At 66.4% G+C, this 12,887-nt stretch carries 12 protein-coding genes; 3 read left to right on the top strand and 9 right to left on the bottom strand.

Annotated features, from left to right (window positions below):
• Nucleotides 1–9 precede the first annotated feature (9 nt).
• The 6 genes from J2X67_RS01315 to J2X67_RS01290 form a co-directional block, all read right to left on the bottom strand.
• The gene (locus J2X67_RS01315) at nt 10–1,323 is read right to left on the bottom strand and encodes an amino acid deaminase (protein ID WP_309949786.1); all 1,314 of its coding nucleotides are present in this window, start codon (nt 1,321–1,323) and stop codon (nt 10–12) included.
• Nucleotides 1,320–2,294, bottom strand: a complete 975-nt coding sequence (locus tag J2X67_RS01310) for an ABC transporter ATP-binding protein (RefSeq protein ID WP_309949784.1) — start codon at nt 2,292–2,294, stop codon at nt 1,320–1,322. Before J2X67_RS01310 ends, J2X67_RS01315 begins: the two co-directional genes overlap by 4 nt.
• A 79-nt stretch (nt 2,295–2,373) precedes the next feature.
• Nucleotides 2,374–3,411, bottom strand: a complete 1,038-nt coding sequence (locus J2X67_RS01305; protein ID WP_309949783.1) for an ABC transporter ATP-binding protein — start codon at nt 3,409–3,411, stop codon at nt 2,374–2,376.
• Nucleotides 3,411–4,250, bottom strand: a complete 840-nt coding sequence (locus tag J2X67_RS01300) for an ABC transporter permease (protein WP_126745583.1) — start codon at nt 4,248–4,250, stop codon at nt 3,411–3,413. The genes J2X67_RS01305 and J2X67_RS01300 overlap by 1 nt, the downstream gene beginning before the upstream one ends.
• Nucleotides 4,251–4,262: 12 nt before the next feature.
• The gene (locus tag J2X67_RS01295) at nt 4,263–5,204 is read right to left on the bottom strand and encodes an ABC transporter permease (protein WP_309949782.1); all 942 of its coding nucleotides are present in this window, start codon (nt 5,202–5,204) and stop codon (nt 4,263–4,265) included.
• 43 nt (nt 5,205–5,247) lie between these two features.
• Nucleotides 5,248–6,822, bottom strand: a complete 1,575-nt coding sequence (locus tag J2X67_RS01290; protein ID WP_309949781.1) for an ABC transporter substrate-binding protein — start codon at nt 6,820–6,822, stop codon at nt 5,248–5,250.
• A gap of 186 nt (nt 6,823–7,008) precedes the next feature.
• Between J2X67_RS01290 and J2X67_RS01285 the strand changes: the two genes are divergently transcribed.
• The gene (locus J2X67_RS01285) at nt 7,009–7,395 is read left to right on the top strand and encodes a RidA family protein (RefSeq protein ID WP_281149377.1); all 387 of its coding nucleotides are present in this window, start codon (nt 7,009–7,011) and stop codon (nt 7,393–7,395) included.
• Nucleotides 7,396–7,413: 18 nt separating this feature from the next.
• On the opposite strand, the gene J2X67_RS01280 is transcribed toward J2X67_RS01285, so the two are convergent.
• The 3 genes from J2X67_RS01280 to J2X67_RS01270 form a co-directional block, all read right to left on the bottom strand.
• The gene (locus J2X67_RS01280; protein ID WP_309949780.1) at nt 7,414–8,007 is read right to left on the bottom strand and encodes an ATP-dependent Clp protease proteolytic subunit; all 594 of its coding nucleotides are present in this window, start codon (nt 8,005–8,007) and stop codon (nt 7,414–7,416) included.
• Nucleotides 8,008–8,111: 104 nt separating this feature from the next.
• Nucleotides 8,112–8,789 (bottom strand): lipoprotein-releasing ABC transporter ATP-binding protein LolD, encoded by a 678-nt coding sequence (gene lolD, locus J2X67_RS01275; protein ID WP_309949779.1) that lies wholly within the window; start codon nt 8,787–8,789, stop codon nt 8,112–8,114.
• On the bottom strand, nt 8,782–10,038 hold the full coding sequence (locus J2X67_RS01270) for a lipoprotein-releasing ABC transporter permease subunit (protein WP_309949777.1): 1,257 nt from the start codon (nt 10,036–10,038) through the stop codon (nt 8,782–8,784). The genes lolD and J2X67_RS01270 overlap by 8 nt, the downstream gene beginning before the upstream one ends.
• An 88-nt stretch (nt 10,039–10,126) precedes the next feature.
• Between J2X67_RS01270 and J2X67_RS01265 the strand changes: the two genes are divergently transcribed.
• Together J2X67_RS01265 and recJ are read left to right on the top strand one after the other, a co-directional pair.
• Entirely contained in the window at nt 10,127–11,104 is a 978-nt protein-coding gene (locus J2X67_RS01265) for a hypothetical protein (protein WP_309949775.1), read from the top strand.
• A complete protein-coding gene (gene recJ / locus J2X67_RS01260; RefSeq protein ID WP_309949773.1) occupies nt 11,101–12,822 on the top strand; it encodes a single-stranded-DNA-specific exonuclease RecJ in 1,722 nt (573 codons plus the stop codon). Before J2X67_RS01265 ends, recJ begins: the two co-directional genes overlap by 4 nt.
• The last annotated feature ends 65 nt before the right edge of the window (nt 12,823–12,887 follow it).

The raw sequence follows: 12,887 nt of genomic DNA, 5'->3' as shown, positions 1-12,887 counted from the left end.
TCGCGTTGTTCAGAAGTGCATGGCGACGGCGTCGCTCACGCGGTAGTTCTCTTCGACCACCGGCATCCAGTGCCACTTGTCGAAGGTGGTGCAGGGATGCGAAATGCCCAGGCCCACGCGGTCTCCGACCACGGGCGCCTGGGCCTCTTCGGATGCGTCCCAGCGCAGGTAGGCGTGCTGGTCGTTCAGCGCCGTGATCTTCCAGCCGGCGGGCACCGCCTGCGCTTCGAGCATGCCGCGGGCGGCGCGCGCAATGGGCACCGGCATCGAGAGATCGAACGAAATGTCGCGCTTGCCAACCGCAAGAATTGCCAGGCCCTTTTCAGGCCGCGATTGCACCGTGGCCCATACTTCCATGGCGGGGCGCAGGCTCTCGCCGCAATCGCAACCCAGCCGCTCGTCCACCGCGCTCACCATGCGCTTGTAGAAGCCGTGGTCGTGCGTGACATAGCAGCCCGAGCGCAGCAGGCCGCGCACGGGCGAGCCCAACGCAGGCTTGAGCCGGCCGGCCACCAGGTCGAAGATGGCCGAGCCGCCGGCGGAGACCAGCACCTCGGCGGTCTCGAACAACTGCTGCGTATCGCAGTGGCGCGCAATGGCTTCCACGCGGTCCATCAGCGTGGTGGCATAGGCCGTATCGGGTTCGCTCGCGCCGGTGGCACCCTGCCCTTCGTAGGTTTCGATGCCCACGAGCTTGACCGCATCGCTCGCACGCAGCCGCGTGGCAAGGGCCACCGCTTCCTCATGGGTACGGCAGCCGGTGCGTGCGCCTTCAACGCCAATCTCCAGCATTACCTCGAAGGGCACGCTCTCGGGGTGGCGCTTCGACCAGTCTTCGATCAGCGCAAGCTGTGCCAGCGAATCGACCAGGAACACCACACGAAGGTCGGCATGCGCGTGCAGCAGCAGCTGGATGCCGGCCAGGTCTTCGTCGCTGACCACCTGGTTGGCAATGAGCGTGCGGCGCGCACCGGCCGCCACGCCTACCGCGAGTTGCGTCACGGTGGCAAAGGTCAGGCCCCAGGCACCGGCATCGAGCTGGCGCTGAAAGAGCTGCGGCGACATGGTCGTCTTGCCGTGCGGCGCAAGGTCGATGCCCCACTCGCGCACGCGCGACTGCATCCAGGCCAGGTTGTGCTCGAGCGCCTCGCGCTTGAGCACGGCCAGCGGCAGCGGCAGGTCGCCGGCGAGCACGTTCCACCCTGCGGCGCCCACCTCGCTGCGGCGGCGCGGCGGCTGGGTGCGCGGATAACCCTTGAAGTTGCTGCCCAGCAGCGGATCGTTGAATTCCTGGTCGGCGGAGGTGTCGGTGATGGTGTTCATGCGGCAATATTGGAAAGCAGCTCTTTTCGGATGCAGGCGCTGTAGTGTCCAGGAGATATTTCGTCGAGCGGCGGCACAGCCTGCGCGCACGCCTCGATGGCATGCGGACAGCGGGTGCGGAACACGCAGCCCGAAGGCGGAGAGATGGGGCTGGGAATGTCGCCCTTGAGTGCGATGCGTTCGGTAGCGAGCGTCGGATCGGGCTTGGGGCTCGCGGCCAGCAGCGCCTGGGTGTAGGGGTGCGAAGGCCGTGCGAACAGCTCGTCGGTCTCGGCCACCTCCATTACCTTGCCGAGGTAGAGCACCACCACCCGGTCGCACAGGTATTCGACCACGTCCAGGTCGTGCGAGATGAAGAGCATGGTGAGCCCGAGCCGTTCGCGCAAGTCGGCCAGCAGGTTGATGACCTGCGACTGAATGGAGACGTCCAGCGCCGACAGCGGCTCGTCGGCCACGATGAACTCCGGCTCTACCGCAAGTGCGCGCGCCACGCCGATGCGCTGGCGCTGCCCGCCCGAGAACTCATGCGGAAAACGGCTGGCATGCTCCGCACGCAGGCCCACGGTTTCGAGCAGCTCGGCAATGCGCTTGTCGCGTGCGGCGGCGCCCTTGTGCAGGCCGTGCGTGGACAGCGCCTCTCCGAGGATGGCGCTGATGCGCATCTTCGGGTTCAGGCTTGCGTACGGATCTTGAAAGATGATCTGCAGCTTGCTGCGCAGCTTGCGCATGCGCTCGCCCGAGAGCGTGCCGATGTCGTCGCCGCGGTAGAGCACCTGGCCCGCCGTGCGTTCCACCAGGCGCAGCACGGTGCGGCCGATGGTGCTCTTGCCCGAGCCCGATTCGCCGACGAGGCCCAGTGTTTCGCCGGGGCGGATGGCGAACGACACATCGTCGACTGCGCGCACCGGGCGGTCGCTGCTGCCGAAGTATTTCTTGAGGCTGCGGACTTCGATGAGAGGGGCGGCGGTCATTGTGGGGATGTTGTGTTGGCTCCCTCCCCTTTCGGGGGAGGGTTGGGGTGGGGGCAAGGCGGGGACAACAGCGCGCGTCTCATGCAACCCTCGCAAGTTGCGCATCCGGCTGCACGCGAATGCAGCGCGCCTGGCGGTCCTCGCGGATGCCGATGAGCGGAGGCATCGCCTCCTTGCACCCAGCCACCGCATGGTCGCAGCGCGGCTCGAAAGCACAGCCCGGCGGCGGCGCGAGCGGGCTCGACACTTGGCCGCGAATGGCGAACAGCCGCTTGGGCTTGGGCTGCCCAGGCAGGCGCGCCTTGCCCGGCAGGCAAGCCAGGAGGCCCTGCGTATAGGGATGCTCAGGCTGCGCGAACAGCGGCCGCACCGGCGCGCTTTCGACCACGCGGCCTGCGTACAGCACCACCACGTCATCGGCATGGTGCGCAACCACACCGAGGTTGTGGGTGATGAACAGGATGCTCATGCCCGTCTCGGCCTGCAGCCGGCGCATGAGTTCGAGGATCTGCGCCTGGATGGTCACATCGAGCGCCGTGGTGGGCTCGTCGGCAATCAGCAGCGTCGGGTCGCAGGCCATGGCCAGCGCAATCATCACGCGCTGGCGCATGCCGCCGGAGAGCTGGTGGGGGTACTCGTGAATGCGCTGCGCCGCGGCGGGAATCTCGACCAGCTCCAGCATGCGCAGCGCATGCGCGAGTGCGGCCTTGCGGTCGAGCCCCTTGTGCAGGCGCACGCTCTCTGCAATTTGCTCGCCGATGGTGAAGACCGGGTTCAGGCTGGTCATCGGCTCCTGGAAGATCATCGACAGCTGGTTGCCGCGCAGGCTGCGCATGTCGCGCTCGCCGATCTGCAGCAGGTCGAGCGTCTTGCCTTCGCGCGTGATGAAAGAGGCCGAGCCGCTGACCTGTGCGTTGGCCGTCTTGGGCAGGAGGCGCATCAGCGTGAGGCTGGTCACCGACTTGCCCGAACCCGATTCGCCCACCAGCGCCGTCGTCTTGCCCGGCTGTATTGAAAAGCTCACATCGGCCACCGAGCGGATGAGGCCGTCTTCGGTGGGAAAGCTGGTGCTCAGGTTGCTGACCTGGAGGCGCGGTGTGTTCGTGGCGTTCGTCATCACAGCGTCTTCTTGAGTTTGGGGTCGAGCAGGTCGCGCACGCCGTCACCCAGCAGCTGCAGCGAGAGCGCGGTAAAGATGATGGCAAGCCCCGGGAACAGCACCACCCAGAAGGCCTGGTGCGCATACTGCTGGCTGCCCGCGACCATGGTGCCCCAAGTCGGAATTTCAGGCGGCACGCCGACGCCGAGAAACGAAAGCCCCGCCTCGGCAAGAATGGCGTACGCAAAGATGAACGACACCTGCACGAGGATCGGCGACATCAGGTTAGGCAGGATGTGCCGCCACAGGATGCGCGACGTGCGCACGCCCAACGCGCGCACGGCCTCGACGAACAACAGCTCGCGCACCACCAGCGTGGAGGCCCGCACCACCCGCGCCACGCGCGGCGTGTAGACCAGCACCAGCGCAAGCACGGTGTTGATGAGCGAGGGGCCGAGTATCGCGACCAGCGCAATGGCCAGGAGGATGTCGGGGAACGACATCATCGCGTCGACCACGCGCATCAGCGGTGCATCGAGACGGCGGAAAAAACCGGCCATGAGGCCCAGCACCGTGCCGGCGACCACCGCACCAAGGGCGGTGAGCGCGGCAATGGCCAGCGAGTAGCGCGCGCCGTGCACGATGCGCGAGTACATGTCCCGGCCAAGCTCATCGGTGCCCAGCAGGTGCTCGGCGCTCGGGCCCTTCAGGCGTTGCAGCACGGCCGTGTCGTTGGGATCGATGGAGGCGAACAGCGGCGCGCCGATGGCCATGACCGCGATGACCAGCAGCACCAGCGCAGAGACCATCACGATGCGTCGGTGCATCAGCTGGCGGAGCATTCGGGGCATTTGCATGTTGTTGTTCTCTCAAACCTTCACGCGCGGATCGACCACGGCATACAGCAGGTCGATGGAGAAATTGATCAGCACGTAGATCGCCGCAATCACGAGCAGCGCACCTTGTATGACCGGATAGTCGCGCCGCAGCACCGCGCTCACCACCAGGTTGCCGACGCCGGGCAGGCCGAACACGGTTTCGGTAATGACGGCGCCGCCGATCATCAACGCCACCGTGAGGCCGATCACCGTGACGATGGGCACCAGCGCATTGCGCAGCGCGTGCTTGAGCACCACCTTGCTTTCGCTGAGGCCCTTGGAGCGAGCGGTGCGCACATAGTCTTCGCCGAGCACGTCGAGCATCGAAGCGCGCGTAAAGCGGATGATGAGCGCCGAGTTCAGGAGGCCGAGCACCGTGGCCGGCAGCACCAGCGCATGCAGGCGCTCGGCAAGCGGCGCATCGGGCGCGCCGTAGCCCGACACCGGAAACCAGCCGAACGACACCGCAAAGATCTGGATCAGCACGATGCCGAGCCAGAAGCTCGGAATGCTGGCGCCGAGCATGGCAATGCCGGTGAACAGCTGGTCCACGACCCGTCCGCGGAACACGGCCGAAACAATGCCGCAGGGCACGCCGATCAGCGCGGCAATGGCCACGGCCATGAGCGCGAGCAGCGTGGTCGGTTCGGCCCGCTCCCACAGCGCCTGCGTAACCGGCCGCTGCAGGAAGATGGAAGTACCCAGGTTGCCCTGCAGCACCTCGCGCAGCCAGTAGCCGAACTGCACGGGCAGCGGCTTGTCCAGGCCGTATTCCTTTTGCACGCGCGCAATGTCGGCGGCCGTGGCCTGGTCGCCCAGCAGCACCGACACCGGGTCGCCCGAGGCCGCGCGCGTGAGCACGAAGACGAGCACCGCCACGATGGCGAGCACCACCAGCATGCCGGCGGCGCGGGAGGCGATGTAGCGGATCATGGGGTGCGGTCTTGTCGAGGCGATGCGCAAGCGAACTGCCCCATCACTTGATCCGTGCGTTCCAGAAGAAAGGCCAGGTGGCGGGCTGGTAGTTGTCGAGCGCCGGGCTCTTGGCCGAGAGGCCGTTGAACTTGCCCACGTTGATGTACGGCACCTCTTCATAGACCACCTGCTGCACCTTGCCCCACAGCGCACCGCGCTTGGCGGGATCGCTCTCGACGTTGAAGGCCTGCAGCGCCGCCTTCTTGGCGGGCGAGTCCCACCAGCCGGGCGCGCCGTCGCCGAGTTGCGGCGGCGAGAGCATCGGCTCGGGGAACTGGCCCGAATGGGTGACGTAGATGTCCCAGAGCTTGGGGTCGTTGCGGCGCTGCACCAGCGTGGCCCAGTCGACCACGTTCAGGTCCACCTTGAAACCGGCCCGCTTGAGCTGCTCGGCCATCAAGAGCGACATGTTGTAGTGAAAGTCGTACTGGCGGCTGGTGAGCACGCGGATCGGCTCGCCTTTGTAGCCGGCCTTGGCTGCGGCCTCCTTGGCCTTGGGTGCGTTGCGTTCGTTGTAAAGCGTGGCACCGGCCGCCGAATAGAACGGCGAACCCTTCGGAAAGTGGTTGCCTTCGGCCACGAAGAAGCGCGTGTCGCCAAAGCCGGCCGCAAGCATCTCGCCCTCGCCCAGCGCGGCTTGAATGGCCTGGCGGACGGCCTGGTTGGCGGCGACGCCTTCCTTGGTGTTGAGCACGAGGTACGGAAAGCCGAACGACGGGGTCATGATCGGCACGGTCTTGCCGCCAGCTTTTTCGAGCCGGGGCAGTGCCTCGACGGGCAACAGGTCGGCAAAGTCGTACTGGCCGGCCAGGGCGCCTTCGACGCGCGTGCTGGCGTTGGGCACGGGCACGAAGCGAAGTTCTTCGATGGCGGCTTCGCGCTTGCCGCCGTAGCCGCTTGCGGGCTCCTTGCGCGCCGCGTATTTGTCGAAGCGCGTGAGCAGCACGAACTGGTCGGGCCGGCGCTCCTTGAACTTGTAGGGGCCGGTGCCGACGAAATCCTTCAGCGGCGAAGCGATGGAGTCCTTTGCCATGATGGCGGCCATGCCGCTCGGCAGCGCAAGCTGCGACAGCAGCGGCGCATACGGCGCCTTCAGCACGATTTCCACGCCCAGCGGGCCCTTGGCCTTGAGGCTTTCGATTTCCTTGCCCACGGCCTTGCCGCGCGGCGACTGGTCCATCCAGCGCTGCAGGCTGGCAACCACGTCGTCAGCCGTGAGTTCGCGGCCGTTGTGCAGCATTACACCCTTGCGCAGGGTAATGGCGTAGGTCTTGCCGTCGGCGGAGATCTTCGGCATGGTCTCGGCCAGCATGGGCACCACGTTCCACTTGGCGTCGAAGGTGTAGAGCGTTTCGTACACGTGCTGCATGATGGTTCCGACCAGGTCGGCCGTCGAGGCCATCGGGTCGAGCGTCTGCGGCTCGGCCACCATTGCCAGGGTGGCAAAGTTGCGCGGGCCCTGGGCCTGTGCCTGCTGGTGAGGCAGCGCTGCGCACAGCAGCGCAAGCAGGGAAGCGCCCAGCAGGCTGCGCCTGGACAGGTGCGGCAGGCGCTGGACAAGACCGGCGTGAGGCATGGGGAACTCCTTCATGGGGCGGGCAGGTTGTGAAAGAAATTTTCTTTTCGGCCCGGACTTTGAAGCAGTATTCATGCCAAATCATCCGTGTTAACCCTTGTTTTGAGGGTTTTCTGAAACTAATTTTCAGATTGGATCGATACTTGCGATCCTCTCTCTTCTTCTTTTCACTTCAGGAGTTTTCCCATGCCGCTCGAATACCTCGGCGCCCCGCCCGTTGCCTCGGACCGCCAGGCCCGCCCCTTCTCCCCGGCCGTGCGCGCAGGCGATTTCATCTACGTGTCGGGCCAGGTGCCCGCCAATGCCGAGGGTGAGATCGTGGTGGGCGGCATCGAGGCGCAAACGCGCCAGGTAATGGAAAACCTGAAGAAGGTGCTCGCACTGGCCGGCGCCACGCTCGACGACGTGTGCAAGAGCACCGTGTGGCTGCACGACGCGCGCGACTTTGGTGCCTTCAACCGCATCTACATGAGCTATTTCGGTGAAAACAAGCCGGCGCGCTCGACCACCGAGGCACGCCTGATGGTCGACGCCAAGGTCGAGATCGACGTGGTGGCCTACAAGCCCAAGTAAGTCACCAGCGCCGCTGAATTACCGCAGCTCGGTCTTGCGCTGGATGATGCGCGAGACCAGGCCGTATTCGACCGCCTCCTCGGCAGAGAGCCAGCGGTCGCGCTCGATGTCGGCGAGCACCACGTCGATCGGCTTGCCGGTTTCGCGCGCAATTTCGTGCGCAATGCGATGCCTGGCCTTGATGATCTCTTGCGCCTGGATGGCAATGTCGGTCGCCTGCCCGCCGGCGCCGCCGCTGGGCTGGTGAATCAGGAATCGTGTGTTGGGCAGGCACACGCGCCGTTCTTTCGGCGCGGCCAGGTAGAGATGCGTGGCGGCGCTGCCGACCCAGCCGGTGCCGATCATGTTCACCGGCGCCGAAATGAAACGTACGATGTCGTGAATGGCGTCGCCCGACTCGAGGTGGCCGCCGGGCGAGCTCACGAGAATGTCGATGGGCTTTTCGGCGCTGTCGGCGTCCAGAGCAATGAGCCTGCGCGTCACGTCGGCGGCCACAGAATCGGTAATGCTGCCGAAGATCAGCAGCGTGCGCGACTTGAAGGCTTTCTCTTCCAGATAGGAGTTGCGCGGCTCGGCAGTGGCAGCGGGCTTGGTGTCGTCGTCGGTTTCCATGATGAAGAAGCACTCCTGTGATTGACCGGCATCTTGCCGGACAGGCGAACAGTTTCGCGACATTTGCATGGGCCGTGGCAAGCGGCACCGAAAGACCCGCCCAGTCAGCCTGCGAGCCGCCCCGCCACCAGCTGCAACACGCGGTCGCAGCGCTTTGCGAGCCCCTGGTCGTGCGTGACCATCACGAAGGCCGTACGGTGCTTGTGAGCGAGTTCGATCATCAGCGCAAACACGGTGTCGGCCGTGTTGCGGTCGAGATTGCCCGTGGGTTCGTCGGCCAGCACGCAGGCCGGCTGCGTAACCAGTGCGCGCGCAATGGCCACACGCTGGCGCTCGCCGCCGGACAGTTCGGCCGGCCGGTGATGCAGACGGCCGCCAAGCCCCACGCTTTCGAGAATCCTGGTGGCGGCGGCTGCCGCTTGCGCAGGCTCGGTGCGCCGGATTTTTAGCGGCATTGCCACGTTGTCGAGCGCGCTGAATTCGGGCAGCAGGTGGTGAAACTGATAGACGAAGCCCAGGTGCTGGTTGCGCAGCCGCCCCTGCTCGGCCGCATCGGCATGGGCGATGTCCTTGCCCAGCAGCTCGACCTTTCCGGAGGTGGGCGCGTCGAGCCCGCCCATCAGGTGCAGCAGCGTGCTCTTGCCGGAACCCGAGGCGCCGACAATGGCCAGCGTTTCGCCGGCGCGCACGTCAAGGTCGACGCCGTGCAGCACGGTGAGGTCGATGCGCCCCTCATGAAAGCGCTTGGTGAGGCCGCGGGCCTTCAGGACGACATCACTCATAGCGCAGGGCCTCGGCGGGGTTGACGCGGCTCGCGCGCCAACTCGGATACAGCGTGGCCAGGAAGGCCAGGACAAGGGAAATGATTGCAATCGGCATGATGTCGCTGCGCTGCGGATCGCTCGGCATCTTGCTGATCAGGTAGATGTCCTTGGGCAGGAAGCTCGCATGAAAGAGCTGCTCGAGCGCGGGCACGATCACGTCGATGTTGTACGCAATGCCCAGCCCCAGCAGCAGGCCAGCCACGGTGCCGATCACGCCGACCATGGCGCCCTGCACCACGAAGATGCCCATGATGCTGCGCGGCGAGCTGCCCAGCGTACGCAAAATGGCAATGTCCGCGCGCTTGTCGGTCACGGTCATTACCAGCGTGGACACCAGGTTGAAGGCAGCCACGGCCACGATGAGCGTGAGGATGATGAACATCATGCGTTTCTCGACCTGGACGGCCGCAAACCATGTCTTGTTCTGGCGCGTCCAGTCGCGAATCAAAAACTGGCCCGGCAGCGTTACGGCCATCTGGTCGGCCACGTCGCGTGCCTCGTTCAGGTCCTTGAGCTTGATGCGAATACCGGTGGGCCCGTCGAGCCGGAACACGCGCTGCGCGTCTTCGGCATGAATCATTGCCAGCGCCGAGTCGTATTCGTAGTGGCCCGAATCGAAGGTGCCCACCACGGTGAACTGCTTGAGCCGCGGCACCACGCCCGCGGGCGTGACCTGCCCGCCAGGCGCCACCAGCGTGACCTGGTCGCCCGGCTGCACAAAGAGCGACCGGGCCAGCTCACCGCCGAGCACAATGCCGAATTCGCCCGGCACCAGCTTGTCGAGCGTGCCCTTTTGTGCGGTAGTGGCAATGTCGGTGACCTCGGGTTCGAGCTTGGGCACAATGCCGCGCACCAGCGTGCCCTTCATGTCTTCGCCACGCGCAATGAGCGCCTGCGTAGCAATGAAGGGAGCAGCGCCGATGACTTCGGGGTTCTTGCGGGCGGCTGCCGTGATGGCGTCGATGTCGGGCAGGGCCTGGCCGTCGCGCGAAAGAATTTCGATGTGCGACACCACGCCGAGCATGCGGTCGCGCACTTCCTTCTGGAAGCCGTTCATTACGCTGAGCACAATGATCAGCGCCGCCACTCCCAATGCGATGCCAAGCATCGACACGCCCGAGATGAAGGAGATGAAGCCGTTGCGCCGTGTCGCCCGGCCTGCGCGCGTATAACGCCAGCCGAGTTGCAGTTCATAAGGAAGTCGCATATTTTCAGTTGTTTGACGCGCTTCCGGCGCCAAGGGCGCTTCGGGGCGTTTCATCCCCGGGATTGTGGCATTCCCGGACAATAGGGGAATGGCCGAACCTCTCCCACGTCATCTGTTGATTCCCTTTGCCGGCCGCGGTTCCCCTGCATGCCGCGCCGCGCTGCCATCGCTCCGGCTGCCCAACCTCGAGTCCCTGCTCTCCCGGCTCTCGATCGTGCAGACCGATACCCAGGACGAAAGCACGCGCTCGCCGCCCCATGAGCGGGCGCTGGCCGCGGCACTTGGTATTGCGGCAGCCGACGGCTGCATTCCCTGGGCCGCGCTCGAAGCAAGGCAACTCGGCATCGCCGGGCCCGGTGACAGCGAAGGCTGGGGACTGGTGTCGCTTTGCAATTGGCAGGTGGGCATCGACGACGTGGTGCTGGGCGACCCGGCCGCCATCGAGATCGACCCCGCCGAATCGGCCGCCCTTCTGGCCGCCGCCCATCCCTTCTTCGAGGAAGACGGCATTGCACTGCACCCTTCTGCCACGCCGGGCCGGTGGCTTGCGCGTGCGCGCATCTTCAACGGCCTGGCAACGGCATCGATCGACCGCGCGGTGGGCCACCCGATTTCGCAGTGGTCGCCCCTGGCCGAAGCCGCACGGCCGCTGCGCCGCTTGCAGAATGAAATGCAGATGCTGCTCTATACCCAGCGCGTGAACGACGACCGCGCCGCCCGCGGCGTGCCGCCGATCAACTCCTTCTGGCTCAGCGGCACCGGCGCGCTGCAAGGCGACATGCTTTCGCCCGCCACACCCCCGTCCGTCCAGCCCACCGTGAGCGACGCGCTGCGCGTTGCCGCCTTGCGCGACGACGGCCCGGGCTGGGCGCAGGCGTGGCAAGCACTGGACGCAGGTGCCATTGCCACCCTGCTGGCCGACTACACCGCTGGTGCCGACATCGTGCTCACGCTGTGCGGCGACCGTGCGGCGCAGCGCTATGCGGTGCAGCAGCGCGGCCTGGTGGGTTGGGCCAAGAGCCTGTTCGACCGGCCTCGCGCCGCCAACGTGCTCGAGGCGCTATGAAAATCATCGCCAGGGAAATTCCGCCCCGCACGGTCTGGGCGCTGGAGCAGGCCGGCGTGCACCCCTTGCTGGCCCGCCTCTTTGCCGCGCGCGGCGTGCTGGCCAAGGACGAGCTCGACGACGGCCTGGCGCGCCTGCTGCCGCCCGACACGCTGCACGGCACGCGTGAGGCCGCAGTGCTGCTCGCCGATGCCATGGCGCAGGACAAGCGCCTTTGCATCGTGGCCGACTACGACTGCGACGGCGCCACCGCATGCGCCGTTGCCGTGCGCGGCCTGCGACTGCTCGGCGCAAGAAACGTGAGCTACCTGGTGCCCGATCGCGTGGTCGACGGCTACGGCCTCACGCCGCCCATTGCCGAGCGCGTGGCCGACAGCGGCGCCGACATGCTGATTACCGTGGACAACGGCATTGCCAGCGTCGAAGGCGTGGCAGCCGCCAAGGCGCGCGGCCTGCAGGTGCTGGTAACCGACCACCACCTGCCCGGCCCGGAACTGCCGGCCGCGGATGTGCTGGTGAACCCCAACCAGCCCTGCTGCGGCTTCGAGAGCAAGAGCATTGCCGGCGTGGGCGTGATGTTCTATGTGCTGCTGGCGCTGCGCTCCGAATTGCGCGCACGCGGTGTCTTCACCGCGGCCACGCAGCCCAAGCTGGACGTGCTGCTCCCGCTGGTGGCGCTTGGCACCGTGGCCGACGTGGTGAAGCTCGACGCCAACAACCGCCGCCTGGTTGCGCAGGGCCTCAGGCGCATTCGCGCCGGCGCGCTGCCGGCGGGCATTGCGGCACTGTTCAAGGCAGCCGGTCGCAACGCCTCAGTGGCAACCACCTTCGACTTCGGCTTTGCGCTCGGTCCGCGCATCAACGCGGCCGGACGGCTCGCCGACATGACGCTGGGCATCGAATGCCTGCTGACCGACGACGCCGGCCGCGCCGACGAACTCGCGCGCATGCTCGACGGCATCAATCGCGAGCGTCGGGACATCGAGGGCGGCATGCGCGACCAGGCGCTGATGCTGGCCGAATCGCTCTTCGGCCCCGATGCCGCGGGCGGCGAAGCGCCGCCGGCCGCCATCAGCGTTTTCGATGCGGAATTTCACGAGGGCGTTGTCGGCATCGTGGCATCGCGCCTGAAAGACCGCTTCCATCGCCCGACCTTCGTGTTTGCGGCCAGCGGCGCGCCGGGCAAGGAGCACGAACTCAAGGGCTCGGGCAGGTCGATTCCGGGCTTTCACCTGCGGGATGCGCTCGACCTGGTGGCCAAGCGGCATCCGGGCGTGCTGCTGCGCTTTGGTGGGCATGCCATGGCAGCGGGCTGCACCGTGGCGCGCGAGAAGTTCGAGGTGTTCGAACGCGCGCTGGCCGAGGTGGCGCGGGAGTGGCTCGACGCAGCCACGCTGACCCGGCGCCTCGACACCGACGGCCCGCTGGAGCGCGAATACATGCGCATCGACCTGGTCGACACATTGCATCGCGAGGTATGGGGCCAGGGCTTTGCGCCGCCCACGTTCAGCGAGGAAGTCGAGGTGGTGTCGCAACGCCTGGTTGGCGAGAAGCACCTGGCCCTGAAGCTGCGGCACCAGGGCCACCCCGTCGACGGCATCTGGTTCGGCCACACCGACCCGCTGCCTGCGCGCGTGAAACTCGCTTTCAGGCTCGATGCGGATGAGTGGCAGGGTGTGCGCCGCGTGCGCTTCCTCGTCGAGGGCGCGGAAATCTAGCTTGCCTCCTCCGCTCGCGGGACAAACAACTTCGCGCGACACGGCGGGCATGTGGTCGGGACGGA

Origin of the sequence: Variovorax sp. 3319 (assembly GCF_031456585.1) — a bacterium.
Taxonomy (GTDB): Bacteria; Pseudomonadota; Gammaproteobacteria; order Burkholderiales; family Burkholderiaceae_C; genus Variovorax; species Variovorax paradoxus_P.
The sequence above is the reverse complement of the archived record's forward strand: the minus strand, read 5'-3'. Positions and strand labels throughout refer to the sequence as shown.

Coding starts and splice junctions, on each gene's coding strand:
- J2X67_RS01310 (WP_309949784.1), bottom strand. CDS start 2,294: ATGACCGCCGCCCCTCTCATCGAAGTCCGCAGCCTCAAGAAATACTTC.
- J2X67_RS01295 (WP_309949782.1), bottom strand. CDS start 5,204: ATGATCCGCTACATCGCCTCCCGCGCCGCCGGCATGCTGGTGGTGCTC.
- J2X67_RS01290 (WP_309949781.1), bottom strand. CDS start 6,822: ATGCCTCACGCCGGTCTTGTCCAGCGCCTGCCGCACCTGTCCAGGCGC.
- J2X67_RS01265 (WP_309949775.1), top strand. CDS start 10,127: ATGGCCGAACCTCTCCCACGTCATCTGTTGATTCCCTTTGCCGGCCGC.
- recJ (WP_309949773.1), top strand. CDS start 11,101: ATGAAAATCATCGCCAGGGAAATTCCGCCCCGCACGGTCTGGGCGCTG.
- J2X67_RS01285 (WP_281149377.1), top strand. CDS start 7,009: ATGCCGCTCGAATACCTCGGCGCCCCGCCCGTTGCCTCGGACCGCCAG.
- lolD (WP_309949779.1), bottom strand. CDS start 8,789: ATGAGTGATGTCGTCCTGAAGGCCCGCGGCCTCACCAAGCGCTTTCAT.
- J2X67_RS01315 (WP_309949786.1), bottom strand. CDS start 1,323: ATGAACACCATCACCGACACCTCCGCCGACCAGGAATTCAACGATCCG.
- J2X67_RS01305 (WP_309949783.1), bottom strand. CDS start 3,411: ATGACGAACGCCACGAACACACCGCGCCTCCAGGTCAGCAACCTGAGC.
- J2X67_RS01270 (WP_309949777.1), bottom strand. CDS start 10,038: ATGCGACTTCCTTATGAACTGCAACTCGGCTGGCGTTATACGCGCGCA.
- J2X67_RS01300 (WP_126745583.1), bottom strand. CDS start 4,250: ATGCAAATGCCCCGAATGCTCCGCCAGCTGATGCACCGACGCATCGTG.
- J2X67_RS01280 (WP_309949780.1), bottom strand. CDS start 8,007: ATGGAAACCGACGACGACACCAAGCCCGCTGCCACTGCCGAGCCGCGC.